Raw genomic sequence first — 20,022 nt, 5'->3', positions numbered from 1 at the left:
TGGGGAGAGCGAGGAGGTGGTATCCGTGAATGGGTCGACATGGGTGCTCCACTCAGTTGTCACGGTCGGGCGATAGGTCGTCCGGGAGCGCCGTTCACGAGCACTCCCGAAAGGCACGACCATGGAGTTCACTTCCGAACAGCGCCTCAACGACGGCGTCCTCGAGCGCGAATTCACCCTCGGCGAGATTCCCGGCATTCTGTGGACGCCCGCATCCGTATCCGCTCCGGCGCCGGTGATCCTGATCGGCCACCCCGGCGGACTGCCGACGATGTATCCCCGATTGGCGGCCCGGGCCCAGCATTGCGCAGCGGAGGGCTTCGCCGCGGCCACCATCGAGCTTCCCGGTGGCGGTAACCGGCCCCGTCTCGTCGCCGTCGAGGAGGCCCGCACCGAGCTGCGCCGGGCACTGCAGGCCGGCGAGCCAGTCGGCGACGAGGTCGTCGACCGGCTTGTTCTGCCACTTGTCGACCAGGCGGTCCCGGAATGGCGGGCCGCCCTGGACGCCCTGCTCTCGCTGCCCGAGATCGGCGGCCCGGTCGGGTACTCGGGCGGGATCATCGCCATTGGCGTCCGGCTGGCGGTGGTCGAGCCGCGCATCGTGGCCGCCCTGCTGTTCGCCGGTAGTTTCGTGCCCCGCGCCATGTTCGAGGAGGCCCGGAAGGTCAGCATTCCGCTACAGGTTCTGCTGCAGTGGGACGAGGAAGGAAACGACCGGCAGCAGGCCCTGGAGCTGTTCGACGCCTTCGGCTCAACGGAGAAGACACTGCACGCCAACATGGGCGGGCACACCGGCGTCCCGCAGTTCGAGGGAGACGACGCGAACCGGTTCTTCGCCCGGCATCTGAGGTGAGGCCGGACCGCCCGGCCCGGTAGCGGACGACCTACTGACTTGAAGAATCCTTCAAGTGCTAAAGTCTTCAGTGTGCCCGTCCGGGTGCGGCGAAGGAGGCTGAGGCGTGTCGGTGCCGCTGTACCAGGCGAAGGCGGAGTTGTTCCGCACCCTCGGGCATCCCGTCCGCATCCGGGTGCTGGAGTTGCTGCAGGACGGCCCCAAGCCGGTGCGTGACCTGCTCGCCGCCATCGACGTCGAGGCGTCGAACCTCTCCCAGCAGCTCGCCGTGCTGCGCCGCGCCGGCATGGTCACCACCTACCGGGACGGCGCCCTGGTGATGTACGCGTTGAGCACCCCCGACGTGGCCGACCTGCTGGCCGCCGGCCGGCGGATCCTCGGCGCGGTGCTCGCCGACCGGGACGGCCTGCTCGACGAGTTGCGGGCCGGCGGGGCGAGCCAGTGAACGGCACCGAGGCGGCGACTCCCGCCACGCCGCGTCCTGCCCTGGCCGCCGCGTGGGGGCGGGTCCGTGCCCTGCTGCCCGGCCAGGCCGACCTTCAGGCGGTACGCCGAGCGCCCCGCCGCGACCTGCTCGCCGGGCTCACCGTCGCCATCGTCGCGCTGCCCCTGGCCCTCGCCTTCGGGGTCACCTCCGGGCTGGGCGCGGAGGCCGGGCTGATCACCGCCGTGGTCGCCGGTGCCGTGGCCGCCGTCTTCGGCGGCTCCAACCTCCAGGTCTCCGGGCCCACCGGCGCGATGACTGTGGTGCTGGTGCCGATCGTGGCGCAGTTCGGCGCGAACGGCGTGCTGCTGGTCGGCGCGATGGCCGGGGTGATCCTGTTGGTCCTGGCTTTCGCGCGCTTCGGGCGATTTGTCAGGTATCTTCCCGTTCCGGTGATCGAGGGCTTCACCGCCGGCATCGCCGTGGTCATCGCCCTGCAGCAGGTGCCGGCCGCGCTCGGCGTCACCGATGCGCAGGGCGAGCGGGTCTGGGCGGTGGCCGCCGACGCGGTCGCCCGTTTCGTCGTACACCCGCACCCGGCCGCGATCGCGGTGGCCCTCGGTGTCGCGGTGGTGATGCTTGTCGGTGCCCGGTGGCGTCCCGGCGTGCCGTTCTCGCTGCTGGCCGTGGCTGCCGCCACGATCATCGCGGAACTCGTACCGGTCGACCTGATCCGCATCGGCGCCCTGCCGCAGACGTTGCCCGCGCCGTCGCTGGACTTCCTCGACCTCGGCGCGGTGGGGGTCCTGCTGCCCGCCGCATTCGCGGTGGCGGCGCTTGCCGCGTTGGAGAGCCTGCTCTCGGCCACCGTCGCCGACGGCATGACTGTCGACCAGCGGCACGACCCGGATCGGGAACTGTTCGGGCAGGGGCTGGCCAACCTGGCGTCTCCGCTGTTCGGCGGCATCCCGGCCACCGCGGCGATCGCACGTACCGCGGTGAACGTCCGGGCCGGCGCGGTGTCCAGGCTCGCCGCGCTCACCCACGCCGTCGCCCTGGCCGGCATCGTGCTGGCCGCCGCGCCGCTTGTCGGTCGGATCCCCCTCGCGGCGCTCGCCGGGGTCCTGCTGGCCACCACGGTACGGATGGTGGAAGCCGCCTCGCTGTGGGCGCTGGCCCGCGCCACCCGGGGCGACGCGCTGGTGCTCGTGCTCACCTTCGCCGTCACCGTCATCTGGGACCTGGTCACCGCCGTGGCGGTCGGCGTCGCCGTCGCCATCGTGGTGGCGCTGCGTGCCGTGGCCCGCAGCGCCAAGATGGAACAGGTCCCCCTGGACGCCGACGACCACACCGCCGAGGAGCAGGCCCTGCTCGCCGAGCACATCGTGGCCTACCGGCTCGACGGGCCGCTCTTCTTTGCCGCCGCACACAACTTCCTGCTCCAGCTCTCCGACGTGGCCGACGTCCGGGTGGTCATCCTCCGGATGGCCCGGGTCACCACCATCGACGCCACAGGTGCCCAGGTGCTGGGCGACGCCATCCGCCGGCTTCAGGGGCGCGGCATCACCGTGCTGCTCTCCGGCATCGATCCCGGTCACGACCAGGTGTTGGACACCCTCGGCGTGGCCGACCAACTCCGTCGCGACAACCTGATCTTCCCCGACACCCCGGCGGCCATCGCGTACGCCCGCGTCCTCGCCCTGCCCGCCCCCGCCTGACCAGCGAACGAGGACCGGACGCCGTTCCGCGGGCAGCCTCACCTCAGCGCAGGTCGAGCCAGACCAGTCGGTGGTCGGAGGTGGGGAAGCCGCCCGGCAGGGCGGGGGAGTAGTCGCCGACCAGCCGGAACAGCGGGTCACCCGGCACCGGCCAGAAGACCCCGGCGGCACGGACCGGCAGACCCCGGCTCGGCAGCAGGTAGTCGACCCGCAGGTTGCCGGGGCTGGTGTCGGCGAAGTCGCCGGTGTCGAAGCGCGGGTCGCCGCGGTGGTCTAGGTTCGCGCCACCCTGCCGCTGGGCGGCGGCCGGGCCACCCGCGCTGGCCGGCACGACCCGATCGTCGACGCGGGGGTGGTCGAGCAGTTGCTGCGCCGCGCCCGGCACGCTGTCCCCGTCGTACGGGTCGGCGTTGAGGTCCCCGGCGATCACGAAGGCCGCGCCGGGCCGCAGCCCGCCGCGCCGCCCGGCGTCGTCGTAGATGTAGCCGCCCCGACCGGGGGAGACGTAGTCGGCCCAGAAGCGGATCTCGTCGTGGTTGCGGCGGCCGTTGCGGTCCTCCGGCCCGTCGAAGACCGGCGGCGTCGGGTGGCTGGCCAGCACGTGCACGGTACGGCCCGGCAACCGGATCGGCAGGTCCCAGTGGCTCTTCGAGGACAGCCGCAGGTCGGCCAGTTCCGCCGGGGAGTACCAGTCGGCCGGCTCGGGGGTGGACGGGTCGTCGGGCAGCAGGGCGCCGGGCATGTCCCGCCAGCGGAACGTCTGGAACGTACGGACCTTCGCCACGTCGATCGGGTACGCCGAGTAGACCGCCATGCCGTACTGGCCGGGGAAGAGACCGAAGCCGTACGCGTCGTCGGGCCCGCCGACGGTGCCGTCGTTGTTGAGGTCGTGGCCGGAGGGGACGCCGGTGTTCGACGGGGCGGCGTACCGATACGGGTAGCGGATGGCCCGGCTGCCGTTGCGGGGCACGGAGAGGTAGTTGTCCTGGAACAGCGCCAACGCCCGGCCGACCGGGTCGTGGTCGAACTCGTTGATCAGCAGTACGTCGGGGCGTACCCGCTGGATCACCTCGGCGACGTTGGCGGCCTGGGCGTTGTCCCGGCGGGACAGGTCGGCGACCAGCCCACCGGCGGTGTCCCGGTTCAGCGAGGCGTTGAACGTGGCCACCCGTACCGGTGCGGGGTGCCGTCCACCGGCACCCGCCGGTGCCGGCACCGTGAGCGTCGCCGTCACCGCGATAAGCGTCGCCGTGACACCGGCACCGACCCTCCGCCTCGCACCCATCGAGGTACCTCCCCATTCACGATTCACGATCGCCACGCTACCGAAAACGGCATGGCGGCAGGGTGAACCGTGATCGACGATCGTGCTGCCGGGCTCAGCGTGCGCGCGGTCCGTACAGCGCGTCGGTGACCGCGCGGGTCCTCAGTCGTGGTGGGTGTCGCCCGTGAGAGACAGACCAGGGATGAACGTCGGTGCGCCCATCCCTGGTGTCCAGCTCACTCGGGGACGCGCCGGTACGCGCCGTCGCTGGCCGAGGTGGCCATCGAGGCGTACGCGCGCAGCGCCGCGGAGACCGGGCGTTGCCTGTCGACCGGGGTGTACGGGCGATCCCGCTTCTCCTGGGCGACCCGTCGGGCGTCCAGCACGTCGGCCGGCACGTTCAGCTCGATCGACCGGTTCGGGATGTCGATGACGATCTCGTCGCCCGGCTCCACGAGCGCGATCAGCCCACCTGCGGCGGCCTCGGGGGAGGCGTGGCCGATGGACAGGCCCGAGGTGCCACCGGAGAACCGGCCGTCGGTGAGCAGCGCGCAGGCCCGGCCCAGCCCTCGGCCCTTGAGGAACGAGGTGGGGTAGAGCATCTCCTGCATGCCGGGGCCGCCCTTGGGGCCCTCGTAGCGGATCACCACCACGTCCCCGGCGACGATCTCCTTGGCCAGGATGGCGGTCACCGCGTCGTCCTGCGACTCGTACACCTTCGCCGGGCCGCGGAAGGTCAGGCACTCCTCGGGCACCCCGGCGGTCTTCACCACGCAGCCGTCCGGTGCCAGGTTGCCGTAGAGGATGGCCAACCCGCCGTCGGCGCTGTACGCGTGCTCCAGGTCCCGGATGCAGCCCTCGGCGGCGTCGGTGTCCAGGGTGGACCAGCGGTTGGTGGTGGAGAACGGCTCGGTGGTGCGCACCCCGCCCGGCGCGGCGTGGAACAGTTCGATCGCCTCGGGGGTGGCCGAGCCGCCGCGCACGTCCCAGTCGGCCAGCCAGCGCTCCAGAGTGGGGGAGTGCACCGCGTGCACGTCCCGGCGCAGCAGGCCGGCGCGGTTCAGCTCGCCGAGGATGGCCGGGATGCCACCGGCCCGGTGCACGTCCTCCATGTGGTACTGCGGGGAGTTCGGGGCGACCTTGGCCAGGCAGGGCACCCGGCGGGAGATCGCGTCGATGTCGGCGACGGTGAAGTCCAGTTCGGCCTCGCGGGCGGCGGCCAGCAGGTGCAGGATCGTGTTTGTCGAGCCGCCCATCGCCACGTCCAGGGCGACGGCGTTCTCGAACGCGGCCCGGGAGGCCACCACCCGGGGCAGCACCGAGTCGTCGTCGTGGTCGTACCACCGCTTGGCGATGTCCACGACGGTGCGGCCGGCCTCGACGAACAGCGACCGCCGCGCGGCGTGGGTGGCCAGCGTCGAGCCGTTGCCGGGCAGCGCCAGCCCGATCGCCTCGGTGAGGCAGTTCATCGAGTTCGCGGTGAACATGCCCGAGCAGGAGCCGCAGGTCGGGCAGGCGGAACGCTCGATCTCGCCGAGCTGGTCGTCGGTGACCGCCTCGTTGGAGGAGGCGATCATTGCGTCGATCAGGTCGATCTTGGAGTGGACGATGCCCTCGATGGCCACCGTCTTGCCGGCCTCCATCGGGCCGCCGGAGACGAAGACGGTCGGAATGTTGAGCCGCAGCGCGGCCAGCAGCATGCCGGGGGTGATCTTGTCGCAGTTGGAGATGCAGACCAGGGCGTCGGCGCAGTGCGCGTTGACCATGTACTCCACCGCGTCGGCGATCAACTCCCGGCTGGGCAGGGAGTAGAGCATGCCGCCGTGGCCCATGGCGATGCCGTCGTCGACCGCGATCGTGTTGAACTCCCGACCCACCCCGCCGGCCTCGGCCACCGCGTCGGCCACCAGGCCGCCCATGTCCTTGAGGTGTACGTGACCCGGGACGAACTGGGTGAAACTGTTCGCGATGGCGACGATCGGCTTGCCGAAATCGTCGTCGGTCATCCCGGTGGCCCGCCACAGGGCCCGGGCACCGGCCATCGTCCGACCGTGCGTGGAGGTCTTCGACCGCAGCTCAGGCATGTGTACCAGTCTGACACCGGCGAACCGGCAACGGACAGGCGAGCGCACTGTGTCCCAACAGATGCACACCAGATCCCCACGGACGGCGGTGATCCGGCAAAGTTGAGACCGTGCACACACCCCCGGGCATGATCGGCGCCGCGGTGCTGAGCGCGTTGGTCGCCATCGTGGCCGGTGTGTTGCTGGCCGCCGCCGCCCGGCGTCGTAGTGGCCCCCATCGGCAGGCGTACGTGCTGTTCACCGGCGCGGCGGCGGTGTCCCTGGTCACCCTGCTGCTGGCCACCGCGGGTGCGCTGAGCGCGAGTGAACACTGGGCGCACGAGCAGCCGCAACGCACCAGTTGGGCGAGTGCGGTCGCCGTGGGCACCGCGGTGAGCGGCCTGCTGTTCTGTGCCGGCCTGCTCCGGATGCCCGGGGTGGCCGGTTCGGTCGGCGCGGCCGCCCGACTCGCGCTGGACAGCGTCGTGGTGGGCGCCGCGCTGTGGTTCGTCGGCTGGGTGCTGCTCTCCGAGCCGACCAGAGTCCTCGGCGACGCCACCCCGATGGCCTGCCCGGCGATCCTGCTCGCCTCGATCAGCGCGGCGCTGTGCAGTGGCCTCGCCATCATCCTGGTGCTGCGGGCCCGACCGCCGCGCCGTGGCCTCGCCGTGCTGGGCGCCGGCATCTCCGTGGCGACCAGCGGTGGCCTCGGCGTGGCGACCGGGCTCTGTCAGGTCGGTCCCGCGATGACCTCGATGAGCCTGGTGGTGCTCGCCGTGGGCCTGCTGACCGCCGCGGTGGCGATGAGCCGCATCGACCCGGCCGGGCAGCTCACCACCGACGTGATCCGCCACGACGGCGAGTACGCCTTCGTCCCGATGGCCGCGATGGCCGGCTCGGCGATGTACCACCTCCTCCAGGACGGCCGGTTCGACGCACTGGGCATCGTCGCCGGCAGCGTGGAGGGTTTCGCCCTGGTCGCCCGGCAACACCTCACGCTGCACCAGGTCCGGGCGTACGCCCGGCGGCTCGCCGAGCGGGAGGCGCACTTCCGGCAGCTCGCGCACACCGATGCGTTGACCGGGTTGGCCAACCGGCGCGGGCTGCTGCGGGCGCTGCACGGGTGCGCGGCGGCGGACACCCCCTGCATGCTGCTCAGCCTGGACCTGGACGGCTTCAAGAACGTCAACGACATGCGCGGCCACGACGTCGGTGACGCGGTGCTGGTCGAGGTCGGCCAGCGGCTGCGGGCAAACCTGCGCCCCGGCGACCTCGCCGCCCGCCTCGGCGGGGACGAGTTCGCGGTGCTGATGCACGGTGGGCCGGCCGAGGCGGGGGCGGTCGCCGAGCGGCTGCTGAAGGTGCTCGGCGGGGCCTACCCGCAGCCCGAGGGGCCGGTCTTCTGCTCGGTCAGCATCGGTCTGGCGACCTGGGCGGACACGCCGGACGTCGAACTGCTGCTGCGGCACGCCGATCTGGCGCTGCGCTACGCCAAGCAGCGGGGCAAGAACCGGATCGAGCGCTACGACGGCGCGTACGACCGGCTGCTGCGTCGGCGGACCACGCTGGAGCACGAGTTGCGCGGCGCGATCGGCCGCAACGAGCTGCGGCTGGTCTTCCAGCCGGTGGCCTCCCTGCCGTCGGTGCGCCCGGTCGGCGCGGAGGCGCTGCTGCGTTGGCACCACCCGGAACTCGGCAACGTCCGGCCGGACGAGTTCATCCCGCTGGCCGAGGAGTCCGGGATCATCGCCGAACTCGGTGCCTGGGTGCTGCACGAGGCCTGTCGTCAACTGTCCCGGTGGCTCGCCGAGGGACACGACGTCTGGGTGTCGGTGAACGTCTCACCGCGCGAACTGCACGCCCCCGCCTACGTGGCCCAGGTGACCGAGGCGCTGCGTACCCACCACGTCCCGCCGCAGCGGCTGGTGCTGGAGGTCACCGAGCACGCGGTCGCCACCGATCTGGACGAGCTGATCCGTCGGCTGACGGCGCTGCGGCGCACCGGTGTGCGGATCGCCCTGGACGACTTCGGTGCCGGCTACTCCTCGCTGGGGCAGCTGCGCCGACTCCCGATCGACATTCTCAAGATCGACCACGGGTTGGTGGCCGAGCACGAGCCGGTCCGGCCGGTCGGGCGCGACGGCCCGGCCTTCGCGCCCATGGTCGACATCGTCATGCGGCTGGGTCACCAGTTCGGCCTGGAGGTCATCGCCGAGGGGGTCACCACGCCCACCGAGCTGGCCGCCGTGGTGGCCGCCGGCTGCCGCTTCGGGCAGGGCGCGTTGTTCGGTTGGGGCGTACCGGCCGAGCACCTGGAGGCGATGCTGGAGGCGGCCACCTCGCCGGGGGCCCGACCGGCACGGCCGGGGAATCCGGCATCCGGGCCGACGCCGGCGCCGAGGGTCGGAAACGGCACATCAGAGCACGTCAAGCCGGGTGCAGGGGGCCTGTCGGGGGGTGGCACGCCAAGTCCGTGAACCAAAATGTGGGATCAGTTGACTCATCGCATGAGATGCGTCAGTCTTGAGCCATGTCGTACCGGTCGCTGCGAGTACTTATCTGAGCGCACTCTCCCTGTCTGAGAGTGCGCTGGCCCCGTGCATCTGGCACGAGGGCTTTTTTGTTGCCGTCGACCCATCGCCCGCGGCCCGCCCGCGAGCACAGTGTGAGCAGCCCAACCAACTCCAGCCGAAGGCAATCGCCATGACGAGACCCACACCAGAGACGCTCGCCCACTCCGTCCGGCGCGCCCGTGGCTCCGCCGAGACCACGGGTGACAACGACCACACCCGCGCCGCCGCCACGGCCCCGGCGGTACGCCCCGCTCAGGTCTCCGGAGCCGGCTCGCTGGTGCGCTCCCTGGAGGCGCTCGGCGTCGACGTCGTCTTCGGTATCCCCGGCGGCGCGATCCTGCCGGCGTACGACCCGCTGTACGACTCGACCGTCCGGCACATCCTGGTCCGGCACGAGCAGGGCGCCGGCCACGCGGCGACCGGCTACGCGCAGGCCACCGGCCGGGTCGGTGTCTGCATCGCGACCTCCGGCCCGGGCGCGACCAACCTGGTCACCCCGATCGCCGACGCGTACATGGACTCGGTGCCGCTGGTGGCGATCACCGGCCAGGTGGCCCGGCCCGCCATCGGCACGGACGCCTTCCAGGAGGCGGACATCCAGGGCATCACGCTGCCGATCACCAAGCACAACTTCCTGGTGCAGAACGCGAGTGAGATCCCCCGCATCCTGGCCGAGGCGTTCCACCTGGCCTCGACCGGTCGACCCGGCCCGGTCCTGGTGGACATCCCCAAGGACGTCCTGCAGGCGGAGACCACCTTCGCCTGGCCGCCCACCCTGGATCTGCCCGGCTACCGGCCGACCATGCACCCGCACGGCAAGCAGATCCGCGAGGCGGCCCGGCTGATGACCACCGCCCGCCGCCCGGTGCTCTACGTCGGCGGTGGCGTGCTCAAGGCCGGGGCCACCGAGGGGCTGCGCCGGCTGGCCGAGCTGACCGGCATCCCGGTGGTGACCACCCTGATGGCGCTCGGCGCGTTCCCCGACTCCCACCGGCAGCACCTGGGCATGCCCGGCATGCACGGCACGGTCGCCGCGGTCTACGGACTGCAGAAGGCCGACCTGATCGTGGCGCTCGGCGCCCGGTTCGACGACCGGGTCACCGGCAAGCTGGACTCGTTCGCGCCGGACGCCACGGTGGTCCACGCCGACATCGACCCGGCCGAGATCGGCAAGAACCGGCACGCCGACGTGCCGATCGTCGGTGACGCCCGGTACGTCATCGACGAGCTGCTCGCGGCGGTCACCGCCGAGCGGGCGGCCGGACGGGTCGCCGAGCTCGGCGACTGGTGGACGCAGCTGGACGACCTGCGCGCGCGTTACCCGCTGGGCTACGAGGAGCCCTCCGACGGCACCCTCTCCCCGCAGTACGTGATCAAGCGGCTGGGCGAGATCGCCGGCCCGGACGCGATCTACGTCGCCGGGGTCGGCCAGCACCAGATGTGGGCCTCCCAGTTCATCTCGTACGAGAAGCCGCAGACCTGGCTGAACTCCGGCGGCCTCGGCACCATGGGGTACGCGGTGCCGGCGGCGATGGGCGCCAAGGTCGGCAGGCCCGACACGGTGGTCTGGGGCATCGACGGTGACGGCTGCTTCCAGATGACCAACCAGGAGCTGGCCACCTGCGCGCTGGAGGGCATCCCGGTCAAGATCGCCGTGATCAACAACGGCAACCTCGGCATGGTCCGCCAGTGGCAGACCCTGTTCTACGGTGAGCGCTACTCCAACACCGACCTGGGCACCCACAAGCACCGCATTCCGGACTTCGTCAAGCTGGCCGAGGCGCTCGGCTGCGTCGGACTGCGGTGCGAGACCGCCGAGGACGTCGACAAGACGATCGAGGCGGCGATGTCCATCAACGACGCACCGGTGGTCATCGACTTCGTGGTCGGCAAGGACGCGATGGTCTGGCCGATGGTCGCCGCCGGTACCAGCAACGACGAGATCATGTTCGCCCGCGGCGTCCGCCCGACCTTCGACGAGGACGATATCTAATGACGATGCACACGCTCTCTGTGTTGGTGGAGAACAAGCCGGGTGTGCTGGCCCGGGTCTCCGGGCTGTTCTCCCGGCGCGGCTTCAACATCGACAGTCTCGCGGTCGGCGAGACCGAGAACCCGGACGTCTCGCGGATCACCATCGTGGTCAACGCCGACTCCTCGCCGCTGGAGCAGGTCACCAAGCAGCTCAACAAGCTGGTCAACGTACTCAAGATCGTCGAGCTGGACCCGTCGACCTCGGTTGCCCGTGAGTTGCTGCTGGTGAAGGTGCGTGCCGACCGTAACGCCCGGGGGCAGGTCCTGGAGACGGTAAGCCTGTTCCGTGCCCGGGTGGTCGACGTGGCCGCGGACACGCTCACCATCGAGGCGACCGGCACCCCCGACAAACTCGACGCGCTGCTGCGCGACCTTGAGCCGTTCGGCATCAAGGAAATGGTCCAGTCGGGCCTGGTCGCGATCGGGCGCGGTCCGCGTGCGATCACCGCCGGCCCGGCCCTGCGGGCCGCCTGATCACCACCGGTCGGCCTGCGGGCCGGGCGTAACCACAGCCACGACGGGCCGCATCGGCCGCCGTACGAAAGGGAAGTCATGAGCGTTGAGGTGTACTACGACGACGACGCCGACCTGGGCCTGATCCAGGCGAAGAAGGTCGCCGTGATCGGGTACGGCAGCCAGGGCCACGCCCACGCGCTGTCGCTGCGCGACTCGGGTGTCGACGTGGTGATCGGTCTGCCCGAGGGTTCGAAGAGCCGGCCGAAGGCCGAGGAGCAGGGCCTGCGGGTGCTCACCCCGGCCGACGCGGCGGCCGAGGCCGACGTGATCATGATCCTCGCCCCGGACACCGCGCAGCGCCACATCTACGCCGAGTCGATCGCGCCTAACCTCAGCGCGGGCAAGGCGCTGTTCTTCGGGCACGGGTTCAACATCCGCTACGGCCTGATCAAGCCGCCGGCCGACGTGGACGTGGCGATGGTCGCCCCGAAGGGCCCCGGCCACCTGGTCCGCCGGCAGTACGTCGACGGCAAGGGCGTGCCCTGCCTGGTCGCCGTCGAGCAGGACGCCAGCGGCACCGCCCTCGCGCTGGCCCTGTCGTACGCCAAGGGCATCGGCGGCACCCGGGCGGGCGCCATCAAGACCACCTTCACCGAGGAGACCGAGACCGACCTCTTCGGCGAGCAGGCGGTGCTCTGCGGTGGTGCGGCGGCGCTGGTGCAGACCGGCTTCGAGGTGCTCACCGAGGCCGGCTACGCCCCCGAGGTGGCCTACTTCGAGTGCCTGCACGAGCTGAAGCTGATCGTGGACCTGATGTACGAGGGCGGCATCGCCCGGATGCGGTACAGCGTCTCCGACACCGCCGAGTACGGCGACCTGTCCCGGGGCCCGCGGGTCATCGACAGCCGGGTCAAGGACGAGATGCGCAAGATCCTCGGTGAGATCCAGAACGGCGAGTTCGCTCGCGAGTGGGTGGCCGAGGACGAGGCCGGCCGACCGAACTTCAGCAAGTGGCAGGCCGAGGGCGCGGCTCACCCGATCGAGGAGACCGGCGCCAAGCTGCGCGGCATGATGAGCTGGGTGGACCGTCCGATCACCGAGACCGCCTGAGGTCTCGTCGGCGCACTGAGAGCAGTCTCACCCCAACGGCACCCGCACCCGGCGTTCTCCCCGACGCCGGGTGCGGGTGCCGTGCTGTGAGCGGCCGGACAACGGTCGTTAACACGCACGTCACGTCCGGTTTGTGAGGGCACTCACCCCGTACTGCGGGGTATGTGGGGCGGCCGGGCCCCTACGATCGCGGGTAGGTGTTCCAGGCCGCTGCACCTGACGGCCATGGCCCAGCCCACGCCGGGCGCAGCGCAGCGTCCAGCGCTGGCCGACCGCTCTGACGACATCTACGAGGACCAATGACTCCTGTCGTACTGATCGCCGAAGAACTCGCTCCTGCCGCAATCGAGGTGCTCGCCCACGACTTCGACGTCCGGCACGTCGACGGCACCGACCGTCCGGCTCTGCTCTCCGCACTCGCCGAGGCCGACGCCGTCATCGTCCGCAGCGCCACCCAGATTGACGCCGAGGCGATCGCCGCCGCACCCCGGCTGAAGGTCGTGGCCCGGGCCGGCGTGGGTCTGGACAACGTCGAGGTGCCGGCCGCCACCGCGCGGGGCGTCATGGTCGTCAACGCCCCCACCTCCAACATCGTCTCCGCGGCCGAGCAGGCCGTCGCGCTGCTGCTCGCGGTCGCCCGCAACACCGCCTCCGCCAGCGCCGCCCTCAAGGCGGGGGAGTGGAAGCGGTCGAAGTACACAGGCGTGGAGTTGCAGGGCAAGACCGTGGGCGTCGTCGGCCTGGGCCGCATCGGCGTGCTCTTCGCGTCCCGCATCGCCGCGTTCGGCACCCGGCTGATCGCGTACGACCCGTACATCCAGCCCGCCCGGGCCGCGCAGCTCGGCGTACGCCTGGTCGGCCTGGAGGAGTTGCTGCGGGAGAGCGACTTCATCTCCATCCACCTGCCGAAGACCCCGGAGACCGTGGGCCTGATCGGTGAGAAGGAGCTGTCGATCGTCAAGCCGGGCGTACGGATCATCAACGCCGCCCGCGGTGGGCTGGTCGACGAGCAGGCGCTCGCCGACGCGCTGGCCGAGGGCCGGGTCGCCGGTGCCGGGGTGGACGTCTACGCCAAGGAGCCGTGCACCTCGTCGCCGCTGTTCGCCTTCGACAACGTGGTGGCCACCCCGCACCTGGGCGCCTCCACCGCCGAGGCGCAGGACAAGGCCGGTCTGGCCGTGGCCAAGAGCGTGAAGCTGGCGTTGCAGGGCGAGTTCGTGCCGGACGCGGTGAACGTGCAGGCCGGTGGCGTGGTCGCCGAGGACGTACGTCCGCTGCTGCCGCTGGCCGAGAAGCTCGGCCGGGCCTTCACCGCGGTCGCCGGCGGCGTCGCCGCCAGCGTCACCGTCGAGGTACGCGGCGAGATCGTCAACCACGACGTGTCGGTGCTCAAGCTCGCCGCCACCAAGGGCCTGTTCAGCTCCGTGGTGGAGGAGCAGGTGACCTACGTCAACGCGCCGCACCTGGCCGCCCAGCGTGGCGTGGAGGTGGCGCTGACCACCCAGGCCGAGACCGTGGAGCACCCGGTCCTGGTCACCGTGCGCGGCGCCCTGCCCGACGGTCGTACGGTCAGCGTCTCCGGCACGGTGACCCACGCCGGCACCCGGGACATCATCAAGCTGACCGAGGTGGACGGCTTCGACGTGGAGATCGGGGCGGAGGGCATCCTGCTCTTCCTCCGCTACGCCGACCGTCCGGGCGTGGTCGGCACCGTCGGCACGCTGCTCGGCGAGGCCGGCATCAACATCGCGGCGATGCAGGTGGCCCGTCGGGAGGCCGGCGGCGAGACGCTGATGACCCTCACCGTCGACCAGGCGCTCGGCGCCGACCTGCTCACCTCGGCGGCCGACTCGATCGGTGCGGCCTCGGCCAGCGCGGCGGACCTGCGCGACGAGTAGCCGTTTCACGCACATGGCGACCAGGGGCCCGGTTTCGGCCGGGCCCCTGGTCGTATCCGTCTCAGTTGTGCGGGGCGGGCTGGTCAGCCGGGCAGCCGGGCGGCCGGCGGCGGATAGACCGAGCCGTCCTGGGCGTCGAACAGCATCAGCCGGTGCTCTCCGGCCAGCCGTTCGATGTCGAGCAGCACCTGGTCCGCGCAGGCCGGGTCGAGATTCAACTCGACATGGTCGGCTGCCGCGTGCAGTGGTGCCACCGCCCAGGGGCTACCCGGCACCGCCGGCCGGTCCGGATAGCTGGCGGTGATCGCCCGGTAGAAGGCGACCACCCGTGGATCCGGTTGGCGCTGGCCGTGCTGGCCCTCCCGGCACCGCTGCACCGCCGCTCGCACGTCCTCAGGCGTCGCCCCGTCGGCCAGGGCCCACACGCTCAGATCGAAACTCACGGCCGACAGCGTGCCATCCGCGATTCACCTTGTCGAAAACGCCCCTACCACAAGGCGTCCGGCGAGTCGACCGGACTGGGTGGATGGTCCCCTGTGGAACCCTTGCCGGGAAACGCGCGGATTCGCTAGCGTACCGATGCGGTTTCTGGCAGCTCGCGACGCGGCCCGTCTTCGGGTGGCGAGGTCGATGTCCCGGCCGGCCAGCCCGCACCCCTCGATTGCGTGAGCCATGCGCATTCGTCGTCGACCGGCCTCCACAGCCGTTGCCGCGGCCGTGGAGGCCGATCGCTGCTCTCCACGATGGACGCCCCAGCGACGACGCCGGGGGGACCGGCGGCACCGGTAAGAGCTCAGTGGTGGTTGGCGATCAGGGCGCGGTAGTCCGATCCGGAGCGGAACCAGTTCAACCCGCTCGGGCCGGCGGCGTACAGCGCGGTGGCGTAGGCATCGGCGACCGCGAGATTCGGGCCGACCACGGTGGCGGCCACCATCTGGTCGGCCGGTTCGCCGGTGTGCGGGTCCACCACGTGCCCGCGCCGGCCGGTGACCCCGGATGTGCCGATCGCGCCCGCCGTCATCTCCAGCATCAGTGGCGGCCGGCGGCGGTCGGTCGGATGGTGCACGGCCACCCGCCACGGGCCGCCGTGCCCGGCGTGACCGCGTACCACCAGGTCGGCACCGGTCAGCACGGCGTAGTCCTGGACGCCGGCGGCGCGGAGCCGGGCCGCGGCCCGCTCGACCGCCCACCCGCCGAGCAGGCCACCGGGGTCGAACCCGCCGGGCACCGCCCAGGCGTCGAACCAGCCGTCGGTGGCGGCCCGCATGGCGCTGCACCGGTCCACCAGGTCCGCCAACGGCGGGTAGGACTCGGGGCTGATCTCGCCCCGGCGCAGTCGGGACACCAGACTCTCCGGACGGTTCGGACCGTAGGTGAGGTCGATCGCCCGTAGTTCGGCCACCGCGTCGCGGAGCGCGTCGCCGACGCCGCGGCGACCGAGCCAGGCCGGTGCGTTGAGCAGCAGGGTGTAGTCGGCGGTCGAGGTGCGAACCGTGTGACGCACGGTGAGTCGGTCGTCGACGGCCGGGCCGGCGCGGTCAGGACGCGGTTCGCGGGCGCCCAGGCGCAGGTCGGGCCGGCGGTACCGAAACGCCGCCGGGTCGACCCAGCGGGTACGTGGCTGCTCGTCGGTCCACATCGCGTCCGCCCCTTCCTCGACGACCGGCCACCCCCTCGTGGTGGTCGTCCGGGCCTGCCCAGCCCGTCGGGCTCACGTTAGGGACCGCAGATGACGGCAGCGTGAGCGAACGCTGAGAAGCTGCTGTGTGTGTCTCGTATCCCGAAAAGTGGAACACTCGTACCGGGGGGCGGGACGGCGGCGTACCGTCTAGCCGATACGAGCGAAGGAGCTGACGGACGTGGCACGCATCGCGGTGGTGGCCGGGGACGGGATCGGACCCGAGGTGGTCGCGGAGGCCCGCAAGGTCATCGATGCGGCCCTGCCCGGGGTCGAGGCAACCGAGTACGACCTCGGTGCGGCACGTTACCACCGCACCGGCGAGGTGCTGCCGGACTCGGTGTTGACCGAGCTGGCCGGGCACGACGCCATCCTGCTCGGCGCGGTCGGCGACCCCACCGTCCCGCCCGGCGTGCTGGAGCGGGGCCTGCTGCTCAAGCTGCGCTTCTCCTTCGACCAGTACGTAAACCTCCGGCCGTCGCGGCTCTGGCCCGGCGTGACCAGCCCGCTGGCCACGGTCAAGCCCGGCGAGGTCGACCTGGTGGTCGTCCGCGAGGGCACCGAGGGGCTGTACGCCGGTGCCGGTGGCACGCTGCACCGCGACACCCCGGCCGAGGTGGCCACCGAGGAGAGCCTGAACACCCGACACGGGGTGGAGCGGGTGGTCCGCGACGCCTTCGCCCGGGCCAGCCGCCGCGAACGGCGCAAGGTGACCCTGGTGCACAAGACCAACGTGCTCACCCACGCCGGCTCGCTGTGGGCTCGTGCCTTCGAGGCGGTCGCCGCCGAGTACCCGGACGTGAGCACCGAGTACCAGCACGTCGACGCCGCCGCGATGTTCCTGGTGACCCAGCCCCAGCGCTACGACGTGGTGGTCACCGACAACCTCTTCGGTGACATCCTCACCGACATCGCCGCCGCGGTCACCGGCGGGATCGGCCTGGCCGCCAGCGGCAGTATCAACCCCGACGGCAGCTACCCGTCGATGTTCGAGCCGGTGCACGGCTCCGCGCCGGACATCGCCGGGCGTGGGCTGGCCGACCCGGTCGCCGCCGTACTCTCCGCCGCGTTGCTGCTCGACCAGCTCGGGCACGCCGACGCCGCGGCCCGGATCACCGCCGCGGTCGGCGCGGAACTGGCCGCCCGTACCCCGGGCGAGGCGGTACGCACCGCCGAGGTGGGCGATCGGATCGCCGCCCAGGTAGCGGCCTGACTCCGACCGACCGTCGTAACCGGCGGTAGTGGATCGCGACCTGTCGAACGGTCGCCTCGAAGCGGGAACCCGACGGTGCCACCGACCGGTGCGCCTACCCGCTGAACGACCGTTCGGGGTAAGTTTCTGGCACATATCTTTGCGGCGTGCGGTCGGCGCATGCCGTCATCCCCCAGGGAGGTCAGCGCGATGAGCGGTGGTGACAAGCTCGACTTCGAGATCCGTCCGAATCCCGCGCCGGTATCCGCCGCCGACCGGGACGCGCTGCTGGCCAACCCCGGGTTCGGCCGGGTCTTCACCGACCACATGGTCACCATCCGCTACGCCGACGGCAAGGGCTGGTACGACGCCCGGGTCGAGGCGCGAGGGCCGATCCCGATGGATCCCGCCAGCGCGGTGCTGCACTACGCGCAGGAGATCTTCGAGGGGATGAAGGCGTACCGCACGGCCGACGGCGGGGTGACGATGTTCCGGCCGTACGCCAACGCGGCCCGGTTCAACACCTCGGCCACCCGGATGGCCATGCCGACGCTGCCCGAGCAGACCTTCGTCGACTCGCTGCACCGGCTGATCGAGATCGACCGCGAGTGGATTCCGGAGGGCGAGGACGGCAGCCTCTACCTGCGGCCGTTCATGTTCGCCAGCGAGGTCTTCCTCGGCGTCCGCCCGGCCAACGAGTACCTCTACGCGGTGATCGCCTCGCCGGTGGGCGCGTACTTCTCCGGCGGGGTCAAGCCGGTGACGGTCTGGGTGTCGCCCGACTACACCCGCGCCGCCCCCGGCGGCACCGGCGCGGCGAAGTGCGGCGGCAACTACGCGGCCTCGCTGGCCGCCCAGGCCGAGGCCGCCGAGCACGGCTGTGAGCAGGTGGTCTTCCTCGACGCGGTGGAGCGCCGGTACGTCGACGAGCTGGGTGGCATGAACGTCTTCTTCGTCTACGACGACGGCTCGGTGGTGACGCCACCGCTGACCGGCACGATCCTGCCCGGCATCACCCGGGAGTCGGTGCTCACCCTGGCCTCGGCGGCCGGACACACCGTGCAGGAGCGGCCGGTGAGCTTCGCCGACTGGCAGGCGGACGCGGCAAGCGGTCGGCTGCGCGAGGTCTTCGCCTGCGGCACCGCCGCGGTCATCACGCCCATCGGTCGGGTCCGTTTCCCGGACGGGGAGTTCACCATGGGCGGTGGCGAGCCCGGCACGGTCACCATGGCGCTGCGTCAGCAACTGGTCGACCTCCAGCGGGGCAAGGCCGCCGACCCCCACAACTGGGTGCACCGCGTCTTCTAGCCGGTCTGAGCGGTAAGGAAGGGCCCCTTGTTAACGCCTGAGGTAGTGCAGGGGCCCCTTCTTAACAGGACCTGGCGTGGACGCCGAGCGTCGGCTCAACTGAGCAGGTGGGTGCGGAGCGCGGCGAGTTGCTCGTCGGTGACCCCGGCGTGGCGCAGGTAGTCGTCGACCGACCCGTACCCTTGGCGGATCTCGGCCAGGAACAGCAGCATCGTCTCGGCCGGTGAGGCCAGGTAGGCGGCGGGCAGCCGGGACAGGTTGGGGTAGGCGGTGGCGATCCAGGCGGCGAAGCGCTGCGACGCCTCGCTGCTCAGCGCGTAGTCCGCAGCGATCTCGGCGTCGTCGACACCGAGCGCCGAGAGGGTGAGACCGCAGACGATGCCGGTGCGGTCCTTGCCCGCGACGCAGTGCACCACCACCGGCGCGTTGGCGCTGTCGGCGATCAGGCCGATCGCCTGGGCGAGCCCGGCGGTGCCGGTACGGGCCAGGTCGGCGTACCGGTCGGCGAGGTAGCGGGCGAGGTCCTGCTCCGGCTGGTACGGCTGCGTGGACCAGTCCGCGTGCTCGGGGTGGATGTGGCGGTAGGTCAGACCGTCGAGGTCGGGGACCCGCCCGTCGCGTTCGACCTCCTGCGGGCGACGCAGGTCGACGACCGTGCGTACGCCGAGGGCGCTGAACGCGTCCCGGTCCGCACCGTCCATCCGGTGCAGCGAGTCGGAGCGGTACAGCCGGCCGAAGGGCACCGTGCGCCCGTCCAGGCCGCGATGGCCGCCCACGTCGCGGAAGTTGAACATCGCGGTGAAGGGGATTCTGCGTCTGTCTTCGATCGCGTCCATCCGGACACGGTAACGGCCGGTGAGAACCATTCCCACCGGCCGTTACACCGATTCAGTGCGTCAGGGTGGCTCAGCGAAGCCCGCCGGGCGGGGTCGCGGCGTAGGTGTCGTTGTAGTACCCGCCGAGCTTGTCCCGGTACGACGGGTCGTTGATCGTGTCGTCGTACTCCGGCGCGGCCTTGATCTGGTCCTTGCTGCGGTCGACGTAGACCTTCTGCTCGTCGTGGTCGACGTGGTTGACCGTCCCGGCCGGCAGCATGACCTTCTTGCCGAAGATCCACGGCCCGGTGTCGACCACCAGGTAGCTGGCGTTGACCTCGCTGCTGTCGCTGTCGATCTTGCCGATCGAGCCGTCCGTGGCCTCGACCTTGTAGCCGATCAGGTTGGTGCCGGCGACCCCGGCCTCGTCGCGGTAGCTCCACGGGTCGAAGGCGTTGGTGGCGCCGCCGGTGGTGACCACGTCCCGGTCAACGGCGCGCAGAGCGGGGTCCGGCGTGGCGTTCGTGGTGTTCGGGTCGAGCCTGTCCATGGGATCTCTCCTGCCTCGACTTGATCAGTCGTCTCGGAGGTACGTGTTCCGTTGTCCCGAAAACTCCTACCCCGTACGACTCGGCC

Annotated in this window: 16 protein-coding genes; 10 read left to right on the top strand and 6 right to left on the bottom strand. The window is 71.4% G+C overall.

Features of this window, described 5'->3' with window-relative positions; translation table 11 throughout:
• The first annotated feature begins 121 nt into the window (after window positions 1-121).
• The 3 genes from EG812_RS11575 to EG812_RS11565 all read left to right on the top strand — a co-directional run bounded on the left by EG812_RS11575 (window position 122) and on the right by EG812_RS11565 (window position 2,995).
• On the top strand, window positions 122-853 hold the full coding sequence (locus EG812_RS11575; protein WP_126711551.1) for an alpha/beta hydrolase family protein: 732 nt from the start codon (window positions 122-124) through the stop codon (window positions 851-853).
• A 106-nt stretch (window positions 854-959) separates the two neighbouring features.
• Window positions 960-1,298 (top strand): ArsR/SmtB family transcription factor, encoded by a 339-nt coding sequence (locus tag EG812_RS11570; RefSeq protein WP_013732023.1) that lies wholly within the window; start codon window positions 960-962, stop codon window positions 1,296-1,298.
• A complete protein-coding gene (locus tag EG812_RS11565; protein WP_126711550.1) occupies window positions 1,295-2,995 on the top strand; it encodes a SulP family inorganic anion transporter in 1,701 nt (566 codons plus the stop codon). Before EG812_RS11570 ends, EG812_RS11565 begins: the two co-directional genes overlap by 4 nt.
• A 43-nt stretch (window positions 2,996-3,038) precedes the next feature.
• Here the strand turns inward: EG812_RS11565 and EG812_RS11560 are convergent, their stop codons facing one another.
• Together EG812_RS11560 and ilvD are read right to left on the bottom strand one after the other, a co-directional pair.
• Entirely contained in the window at window positions 3,039-4,229 is a 1,191-nt protein-coding gene (locus tag EG812_RS11560) for an endonuclease/exonuclease/phosphatase family protein (protein ID WP_233579454.1), read from the bottom strand.
• Between the two features lie 266 nt (window positions 4,230-4,495).
• The gene (ilvD, locus tag EG812_RS11555; protein WP_126711548.1) at window positions 4,496-6,343 is read right to left on the bottom strand and encodes a dihydroxy-acid dehydratase; all 1,848 of its coding nucleotides are present in this window, start codon (window positions 6,341-6,343) and stop codon (window positions 4,496-4,498) included.
• A 110-nt stretch (window positions 6,344-6,453) separates the two neighbouring features.
• Here ilvD and EG812_RS11550 point away from each other — a divergent pair, with 110 nt between their 5' ends.
• The 5 genes from EG812_RS11550 (at window position 6,454) to serA (ending at window position 14,393) form a co-directional block, all read left to right on the top strand.
• Complete coding sequence (locus EG812_RS11550; RefSeq protein WP_081476044.1) at window positions 6,454-8,799, top strand: putative bifunctional diguanylate cyclase/phosphodiesterase; 2,346 nt, start codon at window positions 6,454-6,456, stop codon at window positions 8,797-8,799.
• Window positions 8,800-9,025: 226 nt separating this feature from the next.
• Window positions 9,026-10,888, top strand: coding sequence for an acetolactate synthase large subunit (locus EG812_RS11545; protein WP_013732028.1), 1,863 nt, complete (start codon window positions 9,026-9,028; stop codon window positions 10,886-10,888).
• Complete coding sequence (ilvN, locus tag EG812_RS11540) at window positions 10,888-11,403, top strand: acetolactate synthase small subunit (RefSeq protein ID WP_013732029.1); 516 nt, start codon at window positions 10,888-10,890, stop codon at window positions 11,401-11,403. Before EG812_RS11545 ends, ilvN begins: the two co-directional genes overlap by 1 nt.
• A 78-nt stretch (window positions 11,404-11,481) precedes the next feature.
• Entirely contained in the window at window positions 11,482-12,495 is a 1,014-nt protein-coding gene (ilvC, locus tag EG812_RS11535; protein WP_013732030.1) for a ketol-acid reductoisomerase, read from the top strand.
• A 299-nt stretch (window positions 12,496-12,794) separates the two neighbouring features.
• Complete coding sequence (gene serA, locus EG812_RS11530; RefSeq protein ID WP_013732031.1) at window positions 12,795-14,393, top strand: phosphoglycerate dehydrogenase; 1,599 nt, start codon at window positions 12,795-12,797, stop codon at window positions 14,391-14,393.
• Window positions 14,394-14,476: 83 nt separating this feature from the next.
• On the opposite strand, the gene EG812_RS11525 is transcribed toward serA, so the two are convergent.
• Entirely contained in the window at window positions 14,477-14,836 is a 360-nt protein-coding gene (locus EG812_RS11525; RefSeq protein ID WP_013732032.1) for a hypothetical protein, read from the bottom strand.
• Between the two features lie 350 nt (window positions 14,837-15,186).
• Window positions 15,187-16,032: an FAD:protein FMN transferase gene (locus EG812_RS11520; protein WP_013732033.1), complete on the bottom strand. Its 846-nt coding sequence runs from the start codon at window positions 16,030-16,032 to the stop codon at window positions 15,187-15,189.
• A gap of 220 nt (window positions 16,033-16,252) precedes the next feature.
• Here EG812_RS11520 and EG812_RS11515 point away from each other — a divergent pair, with 220 nt between their 5' ends.
• Entirely contained in the window at window positions 16,253-17,284 is a 1,032-nt protein-coding gene (locus EG812_RS11515; protein ID WP_013732034.1) for a 3-isopropylmalate dehydrogenase, read from the top strand.
• A gap of 189 nt (window positions 17,285-17,473) precedes the next feature.
• Entirely contained in the window at window positions 17,474-18,571 is a 1,098-nt protein-coding gene (locus EG812_RS11510; protein WP_013732035.1) for a branched-chain amino acid aminotransferase, read from the top strand.
• 95 nt (window positions 18,572-18,666) lie between these two features.
• Here the strand turns inward: EG812_RS11510 and EG812_RS11505 are convergent, their stop codons facing one another.
• Entirely contained in the window at window positions 18,667-19,437 is a 771-nt protein-coding gene (locus EG812_RS11505) for a tyrosine-protein phosphatase (protein ID WP_013732036.1), read from the bottom strand.
• A gap of 40 nt (window positions 19,438-19,477) precedes the next feature.
• Window positions 19,478-19,936, bottom strand: coding sequence for a PRC-barrel domain-containing protein (locus EG812_RS11500; RefSeq protein WP_013732037.1), 459 nt, complete (start codon window positions 19,934-19,936; stop codon window positions 19,478-19,480).
• Window positions 19,937-20,022 lie beyond the last annotated feature (86 nt).

Source organism: Verrucosispora sp. FIM060022, assembly GCF_003977705.1.
GTDB lineage: Bacteria > Actinomycetota > Actinomycetes > Mycobacteriales > Micromonosporaceae > Micromonospora > Micromonospora gifhornensis.
This window is presented reverse-complemented; position numbering and strand designations above follow the sequence as displayed.

Excerpts from the sequence above, each read along its gene's own strand:
- serA (WP_013732031.1), top strand. The coding sequence starts at position 12,795 with ATGACTCCTGTCGTACTGATCGCCGAAGAACTCGCTCCTGCCGCAATC.
- EG812_RS11545 (WP_013732028.1), top strand. The coding sequence starts at position 9,026 with ATGACGAGACCCACACCAGAGACGCTCGCCCACTCCGTCCGGCGCGCC.
- EG812_RS11500 (WP_013732037.1), bottom strand. The coding sequence starts at position 19,936 with ATGGACAGGCTCGACCCGAACACCACGAACGCCACGCCGGACCCCGCT.
- ilvC (WP_013732030.1), top strand. The coding sequence starts at position 11,482 with ATGAGCGTTGAGGTGTACTACGACGACGACGCCGACCTGGGCCTGATC.
- EG812_RS11510 (WP_013732035.1), top strand. The coding sequence starts at position 17,474 with ATGAGCGGTGGTGACAAGCTCGACTTCGAGATCCGTCCGAATCCCGCG.
- EG812_RS11575 (WP_126711551.1), top strand. The coding sequence starts at position 122 with ATGGAGTTCACTTCCGAACAGCGCCTCAACGACGGCGTCCTCGAGCGC.
- EG812_RS11505 (WP_013732036.1), bottom strand. The coding sequence starts at position 19,437 with ATGGTTCTCACCGGCCGTTACCGTGTCCGGATGGACGCGATCGAAGAC.
- ilvD (WP_126711548.1), bottom strand. The coding sequence starts at position 6,343 with ATGCCTGAGCTGCGGTCGAAGACCTCCACGCACGGTCGGACGATGGCC.
- EG812_RS11520 (WP_013732033.1), bottom strand. The coding sequence starts at position 16,032 with ATGTGGACCGACGAGCAGCCACGTACCCGCTGGGTCGACCCGGCGGCG.
- ilvN (WP_013732029.1), top strand. The coding sequence starts at position 10,888 with ATGACGATGCACACGCTCTCTGTGTTGGTGGAGAACAAGCCGGGTGTG.